The 20,743-nt window shown below is 74.0% G+C and carries 17 protein-coding genes; 12 read left to right on the forward strand and 5 right to left on the reverse strand.

What is annotated here, in order from left to right; all coding sequences use genetic code 11:
* Positions 1-276 precede the first annotated feature (276 nt).
* The 7 genes from ACIRPK_RS31350 (at position 277) to ACIRPK_RS31380 (ending at position 9,923) form a co-directional block, all read left to right on the forward strand.
* Positions 277-1,695 carry a sensor histidine kinase gene (locus tag ACIRPK_RS31350; protein WP_403044754.1) on the forward strand — a complete coding sequence of 473 codons (1,419 nt, stop codon included), beginning with the start codon at positions 277-279 and terminating at the stop codon, positions 1,693-1,695.
* Complete coding sequence (locus ACIRPK_RS31355; RefSeq protein WP_403044757.1) at positions 1,647-2,309, forward strand: LuxR C-terminal-related transcriptional regulator; 663 nt, start codon at positions 1,647-1,649, stop codon at positions 2,307-2,309. Before ACIRPK_RS31350 ends, ACIRPK_RS31355 begins: the two co-directional genes overlap by 49 nt.
* 158 nt (positions 2,310-2,467) lie before the next feature.
* Positions 2,468-4,006 (forward strand): DUF2637 domain-containing protein, encoded by a 1,539-nt coding sequence (locus tag ACIRPK_RS31360; RefSeq protein WP_403044760.1) that lies wholly within the window; start codon positions 2,468-2,470, stop codon positions 4,004-4,006.
* A gap of 88 nt (positions 4,007-4,094) precedes the next feature.
* Complete coding sequence (locus tag ACIRPK_RS31365) at positions 4,095-5,387, forward strand: DUF6986 family protein (protein ID WP_403044763.1); 1,293 nt, start codon at positions 4,095-4,097, stop codon at positions 5,385-5,387.
* A 164-nt stretch (positions 5,388-5,551) separates the two neighbouring features.
* Positions 5,552-6,208: a YigZ family protein gene (locus ACIRPK_RS31370; protein WP_403044765.1), complete on the forward strand. Its 657-nt coding sequence runs from the start codon at positions 5,552-5,554 to the stop codon at positions 6,206-6,208.
* Between the two features lie 349 nt (positions 6,209-6,557).
* Positions 6,558-8,162, forward strand: a complete 1,605-nt coding sequence (locus ACIRPK_RS31375) for a hypothetical protein (RefSeq protein ID WP_403044767.1) — start codon at positions 6,558-6,560, stop codon at positions 8,160-8,162.
* A gap of 102 nt (positions 8,163-8,264) precedes the next feature.
* The gene (locus ACIRPK_RS31380; RefSeq protein WP_403044769.1) at positions 8,265-9,923 is read left to right on the forward strand and encodes a restriction endonuclease; all 1,659 of its coding nucleotides are present in this window, start codon (positions 8,265-8,267) and stop codon (positions 9,921-9,923) included.
* A gap of 28 nt (positions 9,924-9,951) precedes the next feature.
* Here the strand turns inward: ACIRPK_RS31380 and ACIRPK_RS31385 are convergent, their stop codons facing one another.
* On the reverse strand, positions 9,952-10,362 hold the full coding sequence (locus ACIRPK_RS31385) for a DUF6278 family protein (protein WP_403044772.1): 411 nt from the start codon (positions 10,360-10,362) through the stop codon (positions 9,952-9,954).
* A 284-nt stretch (positions 10,363-10,646) separates the two neighbouring features.
* Between ACIRPK_RS31385 and ACIRPK_RS31390 the strand changes: the two genes are divergently transcribed.
* Complete coding sequence (locus ACIRPK_RS31390; protein ID WP_403044774.1) at positions 10,647-11,408, forward strand: ZIP family metal transporter; 762 nt, start codon at positions 10,647-10,649, stop codon at positions 11,406-11,408.
* 37 nt (positions 11,409-11,445) lie between these two features.
* On the opposite strand, the gene ACIRPK_RS31395 is transcribed toward ACIRPK_RS31390, so the two are convergent.
* On the reverse strand, positions 11,446-12,339 hold the full coding sequence (locus tag ACIRPK_RS31395) for a LysR substrate-binding domain-containing protein (protein WP_403044777.1): 894 nt from the start codon (positions 12,337-12,339) through the stop codon (positions 11,446-11,448).
* A 79-nt stretch (positions 12,340-12,418) separates the two neighbouring features.
* Here ACIRPK_RS31395 and ACIRPK_RS31400 point away from each other — a divergent pair, with 79 nt between their 5' ends.
* On the forward strand, positions 12,419-13,348 hold the full coding sequence (locus ACIRPK_RS31400; protein ID WP_403044884.1) for an EamA family transporter: 930 nt from the start codon (positions 12,419-12,421) through the stop codon (positions 13,346-13,348).
* Here ACIRPK_RS31400 and ACIRPK_RS31405 read toward each other — a convergent pair.
* Positions 13,251-13,763 (reverse strand): MarR family winged helix-turn-helix transcriptional regulator, encoded by a 513-nt coding sequence (locus ACIRPK_RS31405; protein ID WP_403044779.1) that lies wholly within the window; start codon positions 13,761-13,763, stop codon positions 13,251-13,253. The two genes, ACIRPK_RS31400 and ACIRPK_RS31405, sit on opposite strands and share 98 nt — an antisense overlap.
* A gap of 136 nt (positions 13,764-13,899) precedes the next feature.
* Here ACIRPK_RS31405 and ACIRPK_RS31410 point away from each other — a divergent pair, with 136 nt between their 5' ends.
* On the forward strand, positions 13,900-14,241 hold the full coding sequence (locus tag ACIRPK_RS31410) for a DUF2218 domain-containing protein (RefSeq protein ID WP_403044782.1): 342 nt from the start codon (positions 13,900-13,902) through the stop codon (positions 14,239-14,241).
* Here the strand turns inward: ACIRPK_RS31410 and ACIRPK_RS31415 are convergent.
* Together ACIRPK_RS31415 and gabT are read right to left on the reverse strand one after the other, a co-directional pair.
* Positions 14,228-14,857: a phosphatase PAP2 family protein gene (locus ACIRPK_RS31415; RefSeq protein ID WP_403044785.1), complete on the reverse strand. Its 630-nt coding sequence runs from the start codon at positions 14,855-14,857 to the stop codon at positions 14,228-14,230. The genes ACIRPK_RS31410 and ACIRPK_RS31415 overlap by 14 nt on opposite strands.
* A 343-nt stretch (positions 14,858-15,200) precedes the next feature.
* Positions 15,201-16,556 (reverse strand): 4-aminobutyrate--2-oxoglutarate transaminase, encoded by a 1,356-nt coding sequence (gene gabT / locus ACIRPK_RS31420; protein ID WP_403044787.1) that lies wholly within the window; start codon positions 16,554-16,556, stop codon positions 15,201-15,203.
* 230 nt (positions 16,557-16,786) lie between these two features.
* Between gabT and ACIRPK_RS31425 the strand changes: the two genes are divergently transcribed.
* Positions 16,787-18,832: an ATP-binding protein gene (locus ACIRPK_RS31425; protein ID WP_403044790.1), complete on the forward strand. Its 2,046-nt coding sequence runs from the start codon at positions 16,787-16,789 to the stop codon at positions 18,830-18,832.
* Between the two features lie 139 nt (positions 18,833-18,971).
* Positions 18,972-20,534 carry a PucR family transcriptional regulator gene (locus tag ACIRPK_RS31430; RefSeq protein WP_403044792.1) on the forward strand — a complete coding sequence of 521 codons (1,563 nt, stop codon included), beginning with the start codon at positions 18,972-18,974 and terminating at the stop codon, positions 20,532-20,534.
* Positions 20,535-20,743: the final 209 nt, after the last annotated feature.

Below are 20,743 nucleotides of genomic sequence, written 5' to 3' on the forward strand. Positions count from 1 at the left end.
CTGCAGGGGGGACCCTGTGGGAGAGTAGGACGCCGCCGAACAATCTTTAGTCAGAAAGCCCCTACCCGGGATCGGGTAGGGGCTTTCTGCATTTCCGGACCAGAACCGACCAGCACGCTGACCGGACCCGAACGGTGAGAGAACACCCGGCAGGGGGTGGTGGTAGGACCACCCCGAAGTAGGGAGGGATGGCCAGTGCCAGAGCAGGGCGCCTCGGGCAACACTGAGGAGCGTCAGTCGAGCCGACCAGCAGCCTCAGCCCCACAGGAGTCCACGGTGACAACCGCCAGCCCCCCGAAGAACCTCGCCCCACGGACGGAGCCGGTCAGGGCGCTGTTCCGATCCGGGTTCCGGTCCCTCGGCTGGGCCGGCGCGGTGATGGTGAGTGCTGTTCCGGGTGTGCTGATGCCGTTCCTGGCGGCTCTGCTGATCGGTGGGGCCGCGATGGCCTTCCTGGGGTCCGGTGACGTGGCGGCGCTGATCTCCATCGGGCTGGCCGGGCTGGCGGGGCTCGGGCTGGCGGCACCGGCGGTGCGGCTCAACGCGGGGTGGACGCGTTCCCAGGTGGAGCGCTGGGGCCGGGTTCGGATGACCGTGTCGTACAGCAACCGGCCGGGGCTGGAGATGGATTCGCGCGGGTACTGGTGGACGGGCTACTCGTACCACCGGAGCCGGGCCGTCGCGCAGCTCGCCCAGCTGGTGCACTGGTCGCTGCGGGATCGCGCCACCCGGGCGGAGATGGTCTGGCTGGTGGTGAATCCGGTGGCTGCGCTGGCGTTGGTCGTCCCGGTGCTCGGGCTGTTGACGGGTGGCGTGATCTTCGGGCTCAGCGCCCCGGTCGACCGGCGGACGTACGGGAGCATCGATCCCGGCGCGGGCGGTGCTTCGCTGTTGATCTCGTTCCTGCTCAGCGGGGCGATCGTGCTGGCGGCGCTGGCGCTCCTGCCGTACGCACTCAACGTGCACGCCGATCTGGCGCGTCGGGTGCTCGACCCCCAGGGCCGGGCGTCGAACATCCAACTCACCCGTCGGGTGGCCGAGCTGACGGTGACCCGGGCGGAGGCGGTCGGCGACCAGGCGGCCGAGCTGCGGCGGATCGAGCGGGATCTGCACGACGGGGCGCAGGCCCGGTTGGTGGCGATCGGGATGACCCTCGGCACGATCGAGCACCTGCTCGACAGCGACCCGGGGGCGGCACGTCAACTGCTCGCCGATGCCCGGCAGTCCTCGGCGAAGGCGCTGCAGGAGCTGCGTGACCTGGTGCGGGGCATCCACCCGCCGGTGCTGGCGGAGCGCGGTCTGGGCGACGCCGTCCGGGCGCTGGCGATGGACAGCGCGCAGGAGACCGAGGTGACGGTGAGCCTGCCCGCGCGCCTGGAGGCGCCGGTGGAGGCGGCGGTGTACTTCTCCATCTGCGAGTTGATGGCCAATGCGGCGAAGCACTCGGGTGCCCAGCACGTCTGGGTGGACATCCTGTACCGCGCCGACCGGCTCCGGGTCACCGTGACGGACGACGGAAGGGGAGGTGTCGCGCCCGAGCGGGGGAGCGGGCTGCGCGGGATCGAGCGGAGGTTGGGTACCTTCGACGGTGTCCTCTCGCTCAGCGGTCCGCAGGGCGGTCCGACCACCATCACCATGGAGTTGCCGTGCGCGTTGTCCTCGCCGAGGACCTCTACCTCCTTCGAGAAGGGCTGATCCGCCTTCTCGAGGCACACGGGTTCACCATCGCCGCAGCGGTGGAGACCGGGCCCGAGCTGCTGTCCGCGTTGCTGGAGCACCGGCCGGACGTCGCGGTGGTCGACGTCCGGCTGCCGCCGACGCTGACGGACGAGGGGCTCCAGGCGGCGTTGGCTGCCCGCCGGGAGATTCCGGGCCTGCCGGTGCTGGTCCTGTCGCAGCACGTGCAGCAGCTGTACGCCCGGGAGTTGCTCGCGGACGGTACCGGCGGGGTGGGTTACCTGCTCAAGGACCGGGTGTTCAACGCGGACCAGTTCATCGACGCGGTTCGCCGGGTGGCGGCCGGCGGTACGGCGATGGATCCGGACGTGATCGCCAAGCTGCTCGCCAGCCGGTCGCTCTCGCAGCCGTTGCAGTGCCTGTCCCCCCGGGAGCGGGCGGTGCTGGAGCTGATGGCGGAGGGGTGCTCGAATTCGGCGATCGCGAGCCGACTGGTCGTCAGCGACGGTGCGGTGGCCAAACACATTGCCAATATCTTCACGAAGTTGGAGCTTGCCCCGGCCGAGGACGCCAATCGCCGGGTGCAGGCGGTGCTGGCACACCTCAACGGCACCCCGACGGATGTTTCGTAGCCCGGGGGGCTTTCGGTGGTTGAACGCCCGTGCGAGTAGTATCCGGTGGGCCGTGACGGTCGTTGGTGCGGTGGTTCCGCTCCTCGGCAAGGGTCGATCCGGCAGCAACGGTCGCGTACGGCAGCCGCCGACTCCCAGCCCCAGGGGTTGATCAACTGATGGCACGTCCCACTCTCACCCGCGCCCACCGGATCCTGCTCGGTGTGGTGGCCGCCGGCGCCTGCCTGATCTCGGGCATCGGTTTCGCCGGGTCCTACAACGCGGTGCGTGAGCTGGCGCTGGAGAAGGGCTTCGGGTCCTTCTCGTACGCCTTCCCGATCGGCGTGGACGCGGGAATCGTGGTGCTGCTCGCGCTCGACCTGGTGCTGACCTGGCTGCGGATACCGTTCCCGCTGCTGCGGCAGACCGCCTGGCTGCTGACGGCCGCCACCATCGCGTTCAACGCGGCGGCGTCCTGGGGCGATGCGCTCGGCATGGCGATGCACGCCGTCATCCCGGTGCTGTTCGTGGTGGTGGTGGAGGCGTCCCGGCACGCGGTCGGCCGGATCGCGGCGATCACCGCCGACCGGCACATGGAGTCGGTCCGGTTGATGCGCTGGCTGCTGTCGCCGGTGCCGACCTTCCGGCTCTGGCGGCGGATGAAGCTCTGGGAGCTGCGGTCCTACGACGAGACCGTCCGGCTGGAGCAGAACCGGCTGGTCTACCGTGCGCAGCTGAGGTTCCGGTACGGGCGCGGCTGGCGGCGGTCCGCGCCGTTCCAGGCCCTGCTGCCGTTGAAGCTCGCCAAGTACGGTGTGCCGCTCGACCCATCCATCCTGGACCGGATCGACGGCCCGCTGGAGGGTGCCCTGGTGGCGCGGCTGGAGCCCGCACTTCTCGCCGCCGAACCCGCCGCAGTGCCGGCGCCGACGCCGGTGGATGACCGGGCCCCGCGGCCGGCCCAGTCGCGTGCGGTGGCGACCGAGCCGATGGAGCAGGCCCCGGTCCAGGAACAGGTGCCGGTGCAGGCGACGGCAGCGTTGGCCGGTCCGACGCTGGCCAAGCTGGCGGCCGTCCGGCTGCGGGACGCGCAGGAGCACGGGGCGCCGGAGCAGCCTCCGGCGCCGACCCAGTCCGACCTGAACGTCTGGACGGCTCGCGCGGTGCGCTCGCACGCGCAGCCGACCGAGCCGGTGCACACGGCGCGCGTCCCCGGACAGCCGTCGCCGTGGTTCAAGGCGCCCCGGCCGACCCGTCCGCTGGACGAGCCGGTCGAGCAGCCGGCGCCCCGTCAGTTCCGGGCGCCGGAGCAGCAGTCGGCCCAGCAAGCGGAGCCCGGGCACCCCTCGGCGGGCCGGCCGTTGGCGCGGCCGGTCCGGCTGGAGCAGTTGGCCCCGCAGGCCGAGCAGCTGCCGGTCGCCGAGCCGCTGACCTTCGACGACGTGGCGGAGCGCGAGTCGGGTGGTCCGGTGGAACAGGACCGCCGCCCGGCGCCGGTGCCGCTGCCCGAGCCGCTCGACCCCGAGCTCTGCTACGAGGCGCTGACCGCGTACATCGACCGGTTCGAGGCCCAGCCGGATCCGCAGCGGCTCGCGGAGTTCCTGAGCCGGGAGTACGGGGTGGGGGGCAGCCGTCCGGACGGTTCGGTGAGCCCGAAGGACGTCGAGCGGCTCTGGTCCCAGCTGGAGGAACGTTACATCGCGGCGGGCCGGGACTGAGGTTCGCCGGAGGATCGGCCATTGACGGCCCGAGTGCGACGCCGTTACCTTCGCATCAACAATCTGTTGAAGGCGTGGAGGATTCGGCATGTCGCAGGCCAAGCTGGACGGTAGCAAGTCCGAGGGCGGCGCCTCGTTCTCCGAGGCCGCCCGGGCCGCCGTGGAGGCGCTGCTCGCCCCGGTCGACGCCGAGCTGACCCGGCGTTACCCGGGTGACGACGGCAGCCGCCAGCCGGTGCACACCGTCTACGTACCGGCGGACGCCTTCGCGGCCGACACCGTGCGCAGCTGGGGCGCCCAGGCACTGGCCGCCTTCGACGCGCACGCGGCCACCCCGGCCCAGCTGGCGCTCGCGCTCGGCGTGGCTGACGACGAACTGCTGGCCGACGTGCACGCCCGGGTCCGCGCCAAGCTGGAGCGCGAGCCGGTCGAGGACCTGCGGATCGACTTCGAGGACGGCTACGGCCCCCGCCCCGACGCGGAGGAGGACGCAGCCGCGGTCCGTGCGGCGCAGCTGGTCGCCGCCGCCGCCGTGGCGGACGGCACCGCCCCGCCGTACATCGGCATCCGGATCAAGTGCATGGAGGCGGCGGTCCGCGACCGCGGCATCCGCACTCTCGAGCTGTTCCTCGCCACCCTGCTGGCCGAGGGCGGGCTGCCGGCCGGTCTGGTGCTGACGCTGCCCAAGGTGACGTACGCCGAGCAGGTCACCGCGCTGGTCCGGCTGCTGGCGGACTTCGAGCAGCGGGCCGGGCTGCCGGCCGGGCGGATCGGTTTCGAGATCCAGATCGAGACCACCCAGGCGATCCTCGGCGCGGACGGCCGGGCCACCGTGGCCCGGATGATCGAGGCCGCCGAGGGCCGGGCCACCGGTCTGCACTACGGCACCTTCGACTACAGCGCCTCCTGCGGCGTCGGCGCCGCGTACCAGAGCATGGACCACCCGGTCGCCGACCACGCGAAGGCGGTCATGCAGGTGGCGGCGGCCGGTACCGGGGTGCGGCTGTCGGACGGTTCGACCAACGTCGTCCCGACCGGCCCGACCGCGCAGGTGCACGCGGCCTGGAAGCTGCACCACGACCTGGTCCGCCGTTCGCTGGCCCGCGCCTACTACCAGGGCTGGGACATGCATCCGGCGCACCTGCCGACCCGTTACGTCGCGGTCTACTCCTTCTACCGCGAGGGCCTGGCCGCCGCCTCTGCCCGGCTGGCCGCGTACGTGGCCAAGGCCGGCGGCGACGTGATGGACGAGCCCGCCACCGCCCGCGCGCTCAGCGGCTACCTGCTGCGCGGTCTGGACTGCGGCGCCGTCGACCCCGCCGAGGTCACCGAGCTGACCGGCCTGGACCGCAAGCAGCTGGACGCGCTGGCCGGTCGCTGACCACCGGCACCGCACCGCGCCGGAACGTACTGCGCCGGACCGCACCGGACGGCGCTGCACCGGACGGCTCCGCACCGGGCCGGACGGCGCCGGAGCGCTCGTTAAGCTGGCAGGGACCCACCCGTCCCCGCCAGCTTTTCGCGTGTCTGGAGAACCCCCGCCCCATGCCGGAGCCGACCCCCAAGCCCTACCTGACCGTTCGGGGTTGCGGCCTGCACGAGCTGGAGATCAAGAAGTCCCGCTTCCTCTGCCACCTGGCCCGGGTCGCCGACGAGGCGGAGGCGCAGGCGTTCATCGCGGGCATCCGCAAGCAGTACTGGGACGCCAGGCACAACTGCACCGCCTTCGTGGTCGGCGGCGAACAGCCGCGCGAACGCTCCAGCGACGACGGCGAGCCGGGCGGCACGGCCGGTGTGCCGATGCTGGAGGTGCTGCGGCGACGCGGACTGACCGACACCGTCGCGGTGGTGACCCGGTACTTTGGTGGGATCAAGCTCGGCGCGGGCGGCCTGGTGCGGGCGTACGGCAGCGCGGTCTCCGAGGCCGTCGACGCGGTCGGCCTGCTGGAGCGGCGCCCGGTCGCGCTGCTCACCGTCGCGGTCGACCACACCAGGGCGGGGCGGCTGGACAACGACCTGCGGGCCGCCGGGTACGTGGTGCGGGAGCTGTCCTACCGGGCCACCGGGGTACTGATCGAAGTCGGCGTCCCGGAGCCGGAAGTGACGGCGTTTCACACCTGGCTGGCCGAGGCCACCGGCGGTTCGGCCGTCGCGGAGGCCACCGGTCGGGACTACGTCGAGGTGCCGGTGGGAGAGGTCTGACGGTCGCTCCGGTCCCGGTCCGGACGGCCGCGCAGCAGGCCCGCGCGAAAACCTAGTGACACTCGAACGAATTAACCATGCCCGGTGTTGGAACTTCCGCTCCGGGCATCCGCGTTTCCTGGAGCAAGGACCCGCACCGGTAACGGGCGGCGCGGAGCCGACCGACCACCCCGTAGATGGAGGACGTCAGACCCCAACCGCCGCACCACGGGAGGTACCTCGCATGACTCCGCAGCACAGCATGTCGCAGCGCGCCGTACCGGATCGAACCCCACCCGGGCACCCCGTGCCCGCCGCCGGCCGACCAGCCGGGTCGGCGGACGGATCCGGTCGGCCGACGCCCTACCGGATGACGGTCGGTACGCCACGGCCCCGGGCCGAGGTGGCCGCCCTGGCGGATCAACTGCTGGCCGCCTGGCTCAAGCGGGAGGGCCACGACGAGCCCCCGCCCGACACCCTGACCCTCCCGGTCGAGCGCCTGCGCCTGGGCGAACGGGTCCTGCTGGACCGCGACTTCGGTGACCTCCCCGGCGGCCCGGCCGCCCCCGCGAGCGGCGCGGGCTGGTTCCGCCGCCGGCTGCGGACCCCGGCACCGCACGGCACCGACCAACTCACGCTGACGTTCGCCTCCGCCACTTTGGACGGGCCCACCGAGGTCCGGCTGGAGGCCGAGTACCTGGCCGCCGGTTCGGCGCTCAGGACGGGCGGCCGGGTCCCGGTGCCGGAGCTGGTCCGCGCGCTGCTGCCGCTGCTGGACGCGACCGACGGCCCGGCGCAGATCGGGGTGGCCCCCAGGCTGGTCCGCCCGGCCCAGGTGGAGGCGCTGATTGACGAACTCTGCGATCCGGAGCGCCGGTTGCCGGTGCTGGTGGCCAGCCTCCCGCCGTCCACCGCGCCCGACGCCTGGCTGACCGAGACCTTGCTGCCGCTCACCCGGCAGCTGACCGGTCTGGCCGCGCTGCACCTGTTGGACCACGAGGCGCTGCCCCTGTTCAACGTCGCACTTGAGTACCACAAGGTCTACGGCGGCGCGGTGCGCACCTACCTGCCGGAGGTCGATCCGGCCTGCCGGGCCGACGGCGCGCGGCACCCGGTGCTGCCCCGGCACCGGATCGAGGAGGACGTCCGGCGGGCCGCCGCGCTGCTGGCCAGGGAGCCGCGCAGGCTGGCCACCGACCTGCCGTTGCCCGCCCTGCTGGCCGCCGTGCCGGTCTTCCGCGCACCGGTCGAGCCGGCCGAGCCACGCGGTGCGGGCAGCCCGTCGGCCGAGCTCCGGACGGACCGGGAGGTGGACGCCGCCGAGCGGCAGGCCAGGGCCGACGAGCTGCAGCGGGTCCGGCACTCGCTGCACCGTTCCCGGCGTCGGGAGCGCTTCCTGAGCGCGGCCAACGACGACCGGTCCGGCCTGCGACATCCGGCCGGGCTGAGCCTGCCCGGCCGGCTCTGTACGGTCCGTCCGTGCGACGGGAGCCCGGGCAGCTTCGGCGAACTGGTCGGCCGGTTCGCCGAGTTCCCGCTGCTGGAGTTCACCGGCGACCAGAAGGAGGCGCTGGCCCTGGACGGCCAGTACGCCGGCACCGGCTGGGCCCGGCTGACCTGGGAGGGCCTGACGGCGCTTCAGGAGTACGCCTCGGCCGCCGTGCGCGGGGAGGCGGGCGGCGACTTCAAGCAGTGGTGCGAGCACACCCCGCCCGGCTGCCACCGGTTCCCGCCGCGCAAGGCGGTGCGCGGCGAGTCCAGGACGGTGGAGAGCCACACCAAGTGGAAGCGCGAGCGGATGCTCCCGGTGCCGGAGTGCGTGGACGCCTCCCGGCGCGCGTTCATGGGTGCGCACCTGCGGATCGGCGGCGGGCGGACGGCACCCCGGCTGCACTACCTCGACGACTGCTCCGGGAGCGGCCGGATCTACGTCGGGTACATCGGCCTGCACCTCACCAACACCAGGACCAACTGACGGCGGGGTCACGGGTCTTGGCCACCGGCGGCGGCCGGACGGTGGAGAATGCTCAGCAGCAGCCGAGCGCCACACCGGACGAGCATGGGGGAACGACCGCCGATGCAGAACGCACCAGAGGGGCAGTCGGACGGCACCGCGACCACCCTCCAAGCCGGCTTCCTGGCCTCGCTCTTCCGTGACCTCGGCGGCGAGGAGGTGCCCGTGCCCCGGGGCGGCGGTACGGCCACCGCCACCGCCACGGTCACCGACGACGAGGTCGCCGCACACGGCAGGGCCGCCGCCCTGACCCACCAGCGGACGCTGGCCGTGCTGGCCGAGCACGAGCGGCTCGCCGACCTGCTGCGCCGCGCCGCGCTGCCGGTCTCCGCGATGGACTTCGAGAGTCAGCTGCTGAGTTACGAGCCCCGCCCCTACCCGGTGGCGGCCGCGCCGGCGGGTGCCGGGGCGGGCAACGGGGCGGCCGAGGACGGTCCCGAGCCGCGCTGGGCGGACTACGCCCCGCCCGAGCCGGAGGTCGCGGGCCGGCTGCTGCTCGACTCCGGGTACCAGCGCGGGCTGGCCGAAGCCCGGCTGGCCCACCAGCGCGCCCTGCGCGAGTGGCGCACCCGGCGGGCGGCCGCTGCAGCGGACAGCGGGGTGACGGCGGCCCGGCGGGCGCACGAGGAGGCGGAGCAGGCCAGGGCCCGGGCGGTCCGGGAGTACAACGACAGCCTGGAGGAGTGCCGCCGCGCGTACCGGCTGGCCGAGCCGGCGGCGGTCGAGTCGCTGCTGGAGCGCGCGCTGGCGGCGGCGGAGGGCGCGACCCAGGATCTGCCCGCCCCCTGCCGTGCGGTGTTCCGCCCGCTGACCCGGACCGCCGTGCTCGACCTCGACCTGCCGGCCCTGGAGCTGGTGCCCTCGCTGGCCGGCTACCGGCTGGGTGCCGACGGCACGGTGGAGCCGGTGCCACGCCCGACCGCCGACCGGGCCGCCGACTACCTGCGGCTGGCGGCCCGGCTCGCCCTGCGCGCGCTCCAGGCGGCGGACGCGGTGGACACCGACGAGATACTGACCGGTGTGGTGCTCAACGGCTGGCTGCGCGGCTCCGACGCCGCTGCCGCCCCGGTCTGCCTGCTCAGCGTGGACGCGGACCGCGACGCGCTGGCCCGCACCCGGCTGCTGCCGCCCGAGACCGAGGACGTCCCCGGCGCGGAGAGCCCCGAGCGGGGCACGGGCGTCTACGCCGACGCGGAGCAGGACGAAGCGCTGCTGCGGCTGCGCGAGCTGGCCGCCGTGGTCACGCCCGACCCGTACGGCCTGGTTCCGGTCGAGCCGAGCGCGGAGGCGAGCCGTACGGTGCCGTCCGCCGCCGACCTGTCGGCGAACGAGTTCGCCCACCTGGTCCGTGAGTTGCTGACCAGGGGCGGGCTGACCGAGTGGAGCGTCCGGCTGCGCGGCCCGTCCGGGCTGGTCGCCACCGGGGTGGGGGAGCCGGGCAGCGCACTGCCCGGGCGCTGGGTGGTGTGGGCCTCGCGCCCCGAGGAGTCGGGCGGGGCCGGCCTGCCGGGAGGTCAGGTGGAGGAGGTCGAGCTGCGGACGCTCGCCGAGGCGGTCCGGGAGGAGGGCGCCGACCGGGGGCTGCGGCTGACCACGGGTCGGTTCTCCGAGCGGGCGCTCGACCTGGCCGGTGAACTGGAGCAGATCCACCTGGTGGACGGCGACGGCGTCCGCGAGCTGACGGCCACCCACCTCGGGCTCCGGCTCGGTGCGGGCGGCTGACCGGCGGGATCCGGCCGGGCCGGGCGCGTCAGCCGTCGGTCGCGGTGAGGTACGCGGTGGCGAGCTGGGGCGAGCCCTGGTCGGCCCAGGAGTGGCCGAGTGCGGTGACGTCGAGTTCGCGGCCGCCGGGCAGCACGATCCGTGGCCGGCCGTGCCGGTCCAGCCGCCACTCGGTGCCGGGGACGGTCCCCCGCAGCACGGTGCCCAGGTAGAGCCCGGCGTCGTTGCCGAGCCAGTCGGAGACCTGCGGGTCGTCCCGCCAGCGGGGGAGCAGCTGGTCCAGCGCGGTCAGCGAGCGTTCGGTGTCGTCCAGCCGTACCCCGGTGGACTCGGCCAGCTCGCGCAGCAGTCCGCATTCGGCGAGCAGTTCCGCCAGGGCGGGTTCCGGCGTCCGCTCGGGGCGGGTGCCGCGCCAACTGCTCAGGAATCCGTGGCCCATCGCCCCAGCCTGCCAGCTGACCGCCCGGACGGCGCGCCCACCGGGCCGACCGCCGGCCCCGTGGTGGCCCTGACCCGCCGTCACCCTGACGGCCCCGCCCGGCAGGCAGCGCGGCCGGTCGCCCAGCAGGCTGGCCGCTAGGGCCGTGGCGCGATCCACGGCCCGGGCCGGGCGTCTGCGCCCGTGGGCAGCGGACCGCGCAGCCGTCCGGCCCCAGGCGGTCGACACCGGCCCCTGACACCGGCTCCTGACGCCGGCCCCGAGCGAGTGCGGGAGGCCCTTCGATGACCGCGGTGCTCGTCTCCGCCGGTGCCTTTCTGATGACGTTGCTCGGCGGCTTCGTCGCCCAGCGCACCGGCGACCGCAGGCACCTGGTGCTCGGGTTCGCGGCCGGTCTGATGCTCGGGGTGGTCGCCTTCGACCTGCTGCCCGAGGCGATCAACGCCGCACCGGACGAACTGCACGGGGTGCCGCAGGCGCTGCTGATGTTCGCGGCCGGCTTCCTGGCGATCCACATCGTCGAACGGTCGGTGGCCATCCACCGCAGCCACGAGGGCGAGTACGCCGCCCACTCGCACGCCCATGCGCACAGCCACGCGGCGGGCGGCAAGCAGGGTGTCGGACTGACCGCGGCCGGCGCGCTGGTGGGGCACAGTCTGATGGACGGCTTCGCGATCGGCGCGGCCTTCCAGGCGGGCAGCACGGTCGGCACGGTGGTGGCCATCGCGGTGGTAGCCCACGACTTCGCGGACGGCTTCAACACCTACACCATCACCCGGATGTACGGGAACAACCGCCGTCGCGCACTCACCCTGCTCGGCGCGGACGCGCTGGCGCCGGTGACCGGGGCGGCGATCACGCTGCTGTTCACCATCCCGGAGCACCTGCTCGGGCTGTACCTCGGCTTCTTCGCGGGATTTCTGCTCTACCTGGCCACCTCCGACATCCTCCCGGAGGCGCACAGCCCGCACCCCTCCCGTTCGACGCTGCTCTGCACGCTGCTCGGGGTGGGCTTCATGTGGGTCGTGATCGGCTTCGCGGACTGAGCAACGGACCGAGCACTCCCGCCGCCTGGCCCCCCGGTCACCCCCACTGCCGCCGGAGCGCGGCCAGCGTCGCCGTGATGGCGGGCCGCCGGCTGCTCCTGGTCCGCCAGAGCACGAACACCCGACGCGTCGGCTCGGGCACCACCGGCCGGGCGACCACGCCGGGCGGCAGCGCCGCCCGTCCCAGCCGGGGCACCAGGCCGATGCCCAGCCCCGCGCCGATCAGCGCGATCTGGGTCTCGAACTCGCCCACCTGGTAGCGCACGTCCGGCTCCTCGCCGACCTCCCGCAGGGTGCGCACCAGCCAGTCGTGGCAGATGTTGCCGGGCGGCACGCTGATCCAGCGCTGCCCGAGCAGCCGCCCGACCGGCACCACGGCGAGGCCGGCCATCGGGTGTCCGGCCGGCAGCAGCAGGTCCACCGGGTCGACCCCGAGGTCGAGCCGGGACAGGCCGTCCTGGACCGGCAGCGGTACGGTCGGCCAGTCCTGCACCAGGGCCAGGTCGACCTCGCCCCGGGCCACCAGGTCGGCCGCCAGGTAAGGGTCGACCTCCAGCAGCCGGACGTCCAGCTCCGGGCAGCGCTCGCGCAGCTCGGCGAGCGCCCCGGGCAGGATGCCGCGCGCGCCGGTGGCGAAGGCGGCGACCACGAGCCGGCCGACCGCTTCGCCGCGCTGCTCCTCCAAGGTCACCTCGGCCTGCTCGACCAGCGCCAGCACCTGTTGCGCGGTCTCGGCCAGCGCCCGGGCGGCGTCGGTCAGTGCCACGCCCCGGCCCTGACGCTCCAACAGGACGGTGCGGGTCTCGCGCTCCAGTTTGGCGATCTGCTGGGAGACCGCCGAGGGGGTGAAGCCGAGCGCGGCCGCCGCCCCGCCCACCGAACCGTGTACCGCGACCGCGTGCAGCGCGCGGAGCCTGCCCAGATCCATCATGCAGTGATGCTAAAGCATGGGGTGAAGAACTATTTGCTGGTGCTACACAGTCTCCCCGGGCGATGCTCGACCCATGCAGATGAGCCCCCGTCACATCGCCCTCGCCGTACTGGTCGCCGCCGTCTGGGGTGTCAACTTCGTCGTGATCCACATCGGCCTGGAGCACTTCCCGCCGTTCCTGTTCGGCGCCCTGCGGTTCGCCGTGGTGGCGCTGCCCGCGATCTTCTTCGTCGGCCCGCCGAAGGTGGCCTGGCGCTGGGTGGTCGCGGTCGGGCTGACCCTCGGGGTGGCGAAGTTCGGGCTGCTGTTCTTCGGGATGCACGCCGGGATGCCGGCCGGGCTGTCCTCGCTGGTGCTGCAGAGCCAGGCGGTGTTCACTGCGGTGTTCGCGGCCGCGCTGCTGCGTGAGCGCCCGCCCGCCCAGCGGATCGCGGGGTTGGCGATCGCGTTCGGCGGGATCGCGCTGGCCGCCGTCGACCGGGGGCTGAACGGTCCGGTCGGCGCGTTCGTGATCGTGATCGTGGCGGCGGCGTTCTGGGGGCTGTCCAACGTGCTGACCCGCCGGGCCGCACCACCGGACGCGCTGCGCTGGATGGTCTGGATGAGCGCCGTCCCGGTGCTGCCGCTGCTCGCCCTGTCGCTGCTGTTCGAGGGGCCGGCCGAGATCGGCCGGGCGCTGACCGGGCTCACCCCGGGTGGGATCGCCGCGGTGCTCTACGTCGGCCTGGGGTCCACCCTGTTCGGCTTCATGGCCTGGACCCACCTGCTCGGCCGGTACGACGCCTCGGCGGTGGCGCCCTACTCGCTGCTGGTGCCGGTGTTCGGGATGTCCTCGTCCTGGCTGCTGCTCGGCGAGCGGTTCGGCCCGCCGGCGGTCGCTGCGACGGTGCTGGTGGTGGTCGGCATCGGGATCACCGCGCTGGGCCCGGAGCGGCTTCCCGGCTCCGCTCGAAGGCGAGCTCGGCGGTCCGCAGCGCTTGCAGCAGTGCGGCCTGGTCCGGCTGGCTGACCGGTCCGAAGTACTCCTGCGCGACCTCCTGGCGGACCTGGCCGAGCCGCTCCAGCGCGCCGTGGCCGGCCACCGTCAGCACCACCCTGACGGCCCGTCGGTCCGCCGGGTCGGGCACCCGCTCGACCAGTCCGGCCTCCTCCAGCGCGTCCACCACGGTGGTCGCGGAGCGGGGGGCGATGTGCAGGCGCTCGGCCAGTTCGCTCAGCCGCATGGTCTCCCGGCCCTCGCAGCCGGGGGCGTGCGCCAGGGTGCGCAGGGCGCGGGCCTGGCCGGGAGTGATGCCGTACGGTTCCAGCCGCGCCATGGTCTGCCGGCGGATCCGCTTCATCGCCCGGGTCAGTGCGTCGGCGAGCTCCGCAGCGGTGTCGGCGGACGCCGTCGAGGGTGCGGCGGGCTCGGACGGCGTGGACATCGGCGGGCTCCCGGGCAGTAGGTGACCCAAGGGTATCGGGGCGGATCGAGATGTCGCTCCGATAACACCTTGAGCCAGGCTCACTATGCGATTAGGCTCACCTAAATTAACGAAGTCGAGCAGACAGAGGCAAGAGATGTCCCGTTCCCAGGCGCGCGTCGCCACCGACCGTCCGGCCCGCTACGGCAAGCAGCTGGCCGCCCACATGAGCCGCAAGGTGCAGACCGACTGGTCCGAGGAGACCGGCCGCGGTGAGCTGGTCTTCGGCGCCGGCACCGCCACCCTGACCGCCGAGCCCGGCGCGCTGCTGCTGGTGGTCGAGGGCGAGGAGGCGCACCTGCCCCAGCTGGAGGACGTGGTCGGCCGTCACCTGGTCCGCTTCGGCGCCCGCGACGAGCTGGTGGTCGAGTGGCACCGCGACAGCGGCGAAGCCGGCCTGGTGCACCGCAACGAGGAGGACCCCGCTACCGCGGAGTGAGCCCGCCACGCAGCCGGGGCCGCAGGCGCAGCAGGCCCCACAGCACCACCCCGGCCAGGCACCAGCTGGCCAGCACGTCCAGCAGCCAGTGGTAGTCGCTCCACACCAGCCCGGCCCCGACGCCGAGGCAGAGCAGCGCGGTCAGCCCGTACAGCCGGTCGCGCAGTGGCTGACGGAGCGTCGGTCCGAGCAGCAGGACGGCCGTCCCGTACGCGATCGCCGAGGTGGCGGTGTGCCCGGACGGGTACCAGCCGAGCTGCTCGGACGAGAGCGGGACGCCGAACGGGCCGGGCCGGGCGAACCAGGTCTTGCTCGGCACGACCAGCAGCGGCACCAGCACCGCGGCCAGCACCGCGACCGGGACCGGGTACCACCAGCGCGCCCGCCCGGCCCGGAGTTCCCGCCGGGCCGCGACCGCCGCCGTCAGCAGCAGCATCGGCATCGCCGGGACCGGGCCGCCGAGGTCGGAGAGCCCGGCGCCGAGATGGTTGAGCAGGGTGCTGTGCAGTGCCCGGCGGACGGTGTGGACGGTGTTCCGGGCGAGTTCGTCGAGCTCCAGCAACGGGCCGTCGACGGCGACCTGCCAGGAGATCAGGGCCAGCACGGCCAGCAGCACCAACGGGATCCAGGCGCGCGAGAGCCGCCCCGGAGCAGGGGGGAGAGCTCCAGGGCGGCTGGGGAGATCGCCGTTCCGTGCGCCCCGGGGGGTGTGGGCCGGACGGTCGGTCGATCGGTTCTCGGCTGCCGCCGCTCCGGCAGGAGCCGCGGAGGCTGTCGGTAAGAAGTGTGGCTCGCTGTCCATCTGTCATGACAGTACGTCAGACCCGGGCCGGACAGACCGGCCCGGCGGGTTTCGCACAGCATCTTCACCAGTGCGCGTGCAACCAGCGTCGGCATCCGGCGGACGCAAACGGAAGGGCCCGGTCCAGCTGGACCGGGCCCTTCCGTTTGCGTCCGGATCAGACGGCGGCGAAGGCGCCCTCGATGATGTCCAGACCCTCGGTGAGCAGGTGCTCCGGCATCACCAGCGGGGGCAGGAAGCGCAGCACGTTGCCGTAGGTGCCGGCGGTCAGCACCACCAGGCCCTCGGCGTGGCACGCCTTGGCGACGGCCGCGGTGAACTCCGGGTTGGGCTCCTTGGAACCCGGCTTGACCAGCTCGACCGCGATCATGGCGCCGCGGCCGCGGATCTCCCCGATGCTGAAACGATCGTCACCGGCGAACTTCTCGGCCATGGCGGTCAGGCGGGCCTTCATGACCTCCTCGATCCGCTTGGCCCTGCCGTTCAGGTCCTCGGACTTCATGGTCTCGATGGCGCCCAGCGCGGCGGCGCAGGCCACCGGGTTGCCACCGTAGGTGCCGCCCAGGCCACCGCCGTGCGCGGCGTCCATGATCTCGGCGCGGCCGGTGACGGCGGCCAGCGGCAGACCGCCGGCGATGCCCTTGGCGGTGGTGATCAGGTCCGGGACGATGCCCTCGTCGTCACAGGCGAACCACTGGCCGGTGCGGCAGAAGCCGGTCTGGATCTCGTCCGCGACGAAGACGATGCCGTTCGCCTTGGCGTACTCGACGATCGCCGGGAGGAAGCCCTTGGCCGGCTCGATGAAGCCACCCTCGCCCTGGATCGGCTCGATGATGATCGCCGCGACGTTGTCGGCGCCGATCTGCTTGTTGATGATGTCGATCGCCTGCGCGGCGGCCTCGGCGGCGCAGTTCTCGGCACCGGTCAGCCAGCGGTAGGGGTAGGCGACCGGGACGCGGTAGATCTCCGGCGCGAACGGGCCGAAGCCCTGCTTGTACGGCATGTTCTTCGCCGTCAGGCCCATGGTGAGGTTGGTGCGGCCGTGGTAGCCGTGGTCGAAGACCACGACGGCGGTGCGCTTGGTGTACACGCGGGCGATCTTCACCGCGTTCTCCACCGCCTCGGCGCCCGAGTTGAAGAGCGCGGTGCGCTTCTCGTGGTCGCCCGGAGTCAGCTCGTTGAGCTGCTCGGCCACCGCGACGTACCCCTCGTACGGGGTCACCATGAAGCAGGTGTGGGTGAACGCCTCCAGCTGCGCGGTGGCCTTGGCGACCACGGCGGCGGCGCTGTTGCCGACGTTGGTCACGGCGATGCCGGAACCGAAGTCGATCAGCGAGTTGCCGTCCACGTCCTCCAGCACGCCGCCACCGGCCCGCGCGACGTACACCGGCAGGGTGGTGCCGACACCGGCGGCCACCGCGCCGAGCTTGCGGGCCTGCAGCTCCTGCGACTTCGGGCCGGGGATCGCGGTGACCAGGCGGCGCTCCTGCGGGAGCGGCGTTGCAGCGCTCATGGTGTGTTCTCCAAATCTCAAGGCGCGGTCCTCGCAGGCTACGGCCGGGAAACTCGCCCGGGCATGCGCCACTCGGTAGCAGTCCACCGTCCGACTTGTCCTGCGCGGCCAGAGTCCTGGATCGGCTACCGGCCGCCTCCGCTCCACTACATTGAGCGCGGACGGGTCGCCCGGCGGCGTCCCGGGTAGTCATTGGCCGGGTGGGCACAGGGAGCGGGGAGCGGGCCGCGATGGGACTGGACGGTACGTACGGGCAGCGTGCGGTCGAACTCGGGAAGGCACCGGGCGTACCGCCGCAGCGGCCGGTCCCGTTCGACCTCACCGCCTGGGCCGGGGAGCCGCGCCCCGAACTCGAACCGGGCGTCTACCGGCTGAACCACCGTCAGGACGCCGTGCTGGACCGCGAGGCCGCCGCCGTCCCGGCCGCGCCGCTGCTGCTGCGGGCCGGGCTCAACCTGGCGGTGGCCTGGCTCGCCTACCTGTACGGCGTGCAGTCGATCTTCTGGGTGGCCGGTCTGGTCGGCCTGCTGGATGGGCTCAACTCGACCACCGCGGTGCTGGTGCTGCTGGCGGTGAACATCGCGGTGGCGGGCGGCGTGATCAAGCTGTTCGGCCGGATGGGCCGCTGGCCCGAGGTCTGGCGCCGCTGGATCGGCCCGCTGCTGGCCCGCACCGTCACCCAGGAGGAGCCGCCCGAGGGCGCCGCGGCGCCGACCGGTCCGGCCGACCCCTGGGAGCGGCTGCGCCAGGGCGGCGCGCCGCTGGCCGCCCAGGTGCTGGACCGGCAGCCGGTGACCGACGTCGACTACGTCCGGATCCAGCGGGCCTGGGAGACCGTGCTCGGCGAGCCCGACCTGCTGGCCGCCTTCACCGAGCAGGTCACCGCCCGGGGCGCCGCCGCCTGCGCGCACCCCTCGGAGGCCCGCGACCTGCCCGGACGCAGCCACCGGCACGACCTGCTGACCCGTCAGGTCAGACTCGGCACCGCCCAGGACGTGCTGAAGAACCCGCCCACCCACCGGGGCACCGGCTTCGCCCTCGACCCGGCGCTGCTCGGCACCTCGCTGCTCGCGGTCGGCCCGGCCGGCACCGGCAAGACCGCCGGGCTGGCCCGGCCGCTGGCCGAGGCGCTCTGCCTGCAGGCCCTGGCGGGCACCGCCTGCGCGGTGGTGATCGGCGCCGCCGGGTCCGACCTCGGGCCCGACGACTGGTACGACGTGGTGATCGCCCCGGGCGACCCCGACTCGCCCTACGGCCTCGACCTGTACGGCGCCGCCGCCGAGGTGGACGAGGCGGCCGCCCGGCTGGCCGACGCGCTGCTGCCGGACGAGCTCTCGCTGCGGGTCGAGAGCGCCCGGGCCGCGCTCCAGCAGACGGTCGGCCCGTTCCACGCCGCGCACGGCCGCTACCCCGGGGTCCGCGAGCTGCGCGAGCTGCTCGGCGGCGAGCCCAAGAGCTGGGCGGCGCTGCGTCAGGCGCTGGCCGACGCCGACCGGCTGACGGCGCACCAGGCCGACCTCCAGCACCGCGAGCGGCAGCACGGCCGGGCCGACGACCCGGGGGCGCTGCTCGCCGACCGGCTGGCGCTGCTGGACCGCCCGGCCTTCGCCGGCTGCTTCCCCGGCGACGCCCCCGGCAAGCCCGCCTTCGCGATGCGGGCGCTGGACCACCCGCTCCGGGTCCGGGTCAAGCTGCCCGAGCTCAGCCACCCGGAGGCGGCCCGGATGCTGTCCCGGCTGGTCACCGGCCAGTTCGTGCAGGCCGCGGCCGCCCGCCAGGAGCGCGCGCTGTTCGCCGGCCTGGTGGTGGACGACGCCTCGGCCGCGCTGGACGCGCACGCGGTGCGCGGGCTGCAGCGGATGCGCGGGGCGAACGCCGGGGCGGTGCTGCTGCTGCGCACCCTGGTGGACCTGCCGGAGAACCTGCGCACCGCGCTGTTCGGCGCGGTCGGCTGCCGGATGGCCTTCCCCGGCATCGCGCCCTGGGACGGCCGGCTGTTCTCCGACGCGTGGGGCACCCACCTGATCCGGGAGACCGCCGTCACCCGGGCGCCGGACACCTCGGGCGGCGCGTTCCGCCGGGCCGGGCGGCTGGCCCGCAAGGCGCTCTCCGGCACCACCGCGCAGACCGAGAGCGTGACCGTCCGGGACGTCGAGCGGCACCGCTGGTCGCCGTCCGACCTGGCGCACGCGCTGCCCACCGGGCACGCGGTGATCTCGCTGACCACGGTGACCGGGGAGCAGGTTCCGCCGGTGCTGGTGGACCTGCGCGGCTGAGCCCGACGGCGGTCGGCCACCGGCTGACTACGGAGCGGATGATTCGGTCCGCCGGGTTGGCCGGGGCGTACATAATGGGGTCAGAAGCCCTCCTCGCCCGGTTGCAACGGCGCAGCCTGGTCGAACACCCGAAGGTGCCATGCCCCCCACACTTGCCTCCGTCGTCCGCAGCAGCTCGCTCCACCTGACCGTGCTGGCCGGTGCGGACCAGCTGGAACGGCCCGTCCGCTGGGTGCACACCAGCGAGCTGGACGACCCCACGCCCTTCCTGGAGGGCGGGGAGCTGCTGCTCACCACCGGCATCAAGCTGGGCAAGGCCGCCGCCAAACTCCAGGCGTACGTGCACCGGCTGGCCGACGCGGGCGTGGTCGGCCTCGGCCTCGGGGTCGGGCTCTCGCACACCGAGGTCCCGCAGGCCCTGGTGGACGCCGCCGCGCAGCGCGGGCTGCCGCTGATCCGGGTGCCCGAGGCGACCCCGTTCATCGCGATCAGCAAGACCGTCTCGGCCGCGCTGGCCGCGGAGCAGTACGAGGCGGTCACCACCAGTTTCGAGGCCCAGGAGGAGCTGACCCGGGCCGCGCTCGGCAAGGACGGCACCACCGCGGTGGTGCGCCGGCTGGCCGCCCGGCTCGGTGGCTGGGCCGCGCTGTACGACGGCTCCGGCGCGCTCTCCGCCGTCGCCCCCGACTGGGCCGCCCGCCGCGCGGGCCGGCTGGCCGCCGAGGTGGACCGGCTGCGCCGCCGCCCGGCGCCGTCCTCGGCCGCGCTGCAGGGGCGGGCGCCGGGGATCGACACCGCCGACGAGGACTACGTGGTGGTCCAGTCGCTCGGCGCGGACCGCCGGCCGCGCGGCTTCCTCGCGGTCGGCACCGAGGACCGGATCACCCCCACCGAGCGGTACGTGCTGAACGCCGCCGTCGCGCTGCTGACCCTCACCCTGGAGCGCTCGCGCGAGCTGCGGCAGGCCGAGGAGCGGATGGGTGCGGCGCTGCTGGGCATGGTGCTGGCCGGGGAGATCGTGACGGCCCGTCAGGTCGCCGCCGGACTGTTCGGCGGGCTGCCCGAGGGCACCGTCCGGGTGCTGGTCGGCGGGGCCGGTCCGACCGCCGACCCGGAGGCGCTGGGCGAGCTCGGCGACCGCGCCGAACAGGCCGGGAACCGGGTCGCCGAACGGCTGCTGATCTCCCGTGAGGACGGGCCGAACGGGCCCCGGCTGATCGTGCTCGCCCCCGACAACGGCGCGGCGCACCGGGCCTGCCTGGGCGCGGTCGAGGAGCACGAGGGCCTGGCGCTCGGCATCTCCGCGGCCGCCTCGGTGGAGGACGCGGGCACCGCCTTCGCGCAGGCCGAACGAGCCTTGGCGGTCGCCCTCCGGGGTGGCAAGCGGGCGGTCGACCACGAGGAGGTCGGCGCGGGTTCGCTGCTGCCGCTGCTCGGCGAGGAGGCGGTCACCGCCTTCGCCGAGGGCCTGCTCCGGCCGCTCCGCGACCACGACCGGACGGCCCGCGGCGACCTGGTCGCCTCCCTGCGCGCCTGGCTCTCCCGGCACGGCCAGTGGGACGCGGCGGCCGCCGATCTCGGCGTGCACCGGCACACGTTGCGGTACCGGATGCGCCGGGTGGAGGAACTGCTCGGACGCTCGCTGGACGACACCGACGCCCGGATGGAGCTCTGGCTCGCGCTCCGCTCCGGCGAGGACTGAGCACACCCCGTGCCCTGGGGCAGGCGCTCGGGGCTCTGTTGTTGTGCGGCTCCGCCGCGTGGGCGAGGAGAGCTGGCGTGCGGGTCACTGCGAAAGTGCCTGACCACCTACGCGACGATCACCTGTACGAGGCCGGCGTCGCAGTTCCCCGAGCCCCTGACTCTTCCGAAGCACCTGCCAAAAGGCCGGCGTCGCCCACGCGGCGAGCC

Source organism: Kitasatospora sp. NPDC101801 (assembly GCF_044766665.1).
In the GTDB taxonomy this organism is placed as follows: domain Bacteria; phylum Actinomycetota; class Actinomycetes; order Streptomycetales; family Streptomycetaceae; genus Kitasatospora.

Bases quoted from the DNA above. Each gene is read 5' to 3' on its own strand.
- ACIRPK_RS31425 (WP_403044790.1), top strand. From the start codon at position 16,787: ATGGGACTGGACGGTACGTACGGGCAGCGTGCGGTCGAACTCGGGAAG.
- ACIRPK_RS31430 (WP_403044792.1), top strand. From the start codon at position 18,972: ATGCCCCCCACACTTGCCTCCGTCGTCCGCAGCAGCTCGCTCCACCTG.
- ACIRPK_RS31380 (WP_403044769.1), top strand. From the start codon at position 8,265: ATGCAGAACGCACCAGAGGGGCAGTCGGACGGCACCGCGACCACCCTC.
- ACIRPK_RS31375 (WP_403044767.1), top strand. From the start codon at position 6,558: ATGACGGTCGGTACGCCACGGCCCCGGGCCGAGGTGGCCGCCCTGGCG.
- ACIRPK_RS31405 (WP_403044779.1), bottom strand. From the start codon at position 13,763: ATGTCCACGCCGTCCGAGCCCGCCGCACCCTCGACGGCGTCCGCCGAC.
- ACIRPK_RS31385 (WP_403044772.1), bottom strand. From the start codon at position 10,362: ATGGGCCACGGATTCCTGAGCAGTTGGCGCGGCACCCGCCCCGAGCGG.
- ACIRPK_RS31410 (WP_403044782.1), top strand. From the start codon at position 13,900: ATGTCCCGTTCCCAGGCGCGCGTCGCCACCGACCGTCCGGCCCGCTAC.
- ACIRPK_RS31360 (WP_403044760.1), top strand. From the start codon at position 2,468: ATGGCACGTCCCACTCTCACCCGCGCCCACCGGATCCTGCTCGGTGTG.
- ACIRPK_RS31395 (WP_403044777.1), bottom strand. From the start codon at position 12,339: ATGATGGATCTGGGCAGGCTCCGCGCGCTGCACGCGGTCGCGGTACAC.
- ACIRPK_RS31390 (WP_403044774.1), top strand. From the start codon at position 10,647: ATGACCGCGGTGCTCGTCTCCGCCGGTGCCTTTCTGATGACGTTGCTC.
- ACIRPK_RS31370 (WP_403044765.1), top strand. From the start codon at position 5,552: ATGCCGGAGCCGACCCCCAAGCCCTACCTGACCGTTCGGGGTTGCGGC.
- ACIRPK_RS31365 (WP_403044763.1), top strand. From the start codon at position 4,095: ATGTCGCAGGCCAAGCTGGACGGTAGCAAGTCCGAGGGCGGCGCCTCG.
- ACIRPK_RS31400 (WP_403044884.1), top strand. From the start codon at position 12,419: ATGAGCCCCCGTCACATCGCCCTCGCCGTACTGGTCGCCGCCGTCTGG.
- gabT (WP_403044787.1), bottom strand. From the start codon at position 16,556: ATGAGCGCTGCAACGCCGCTCCCGCAGGAGCGCCGCCTGGTCACCGCG.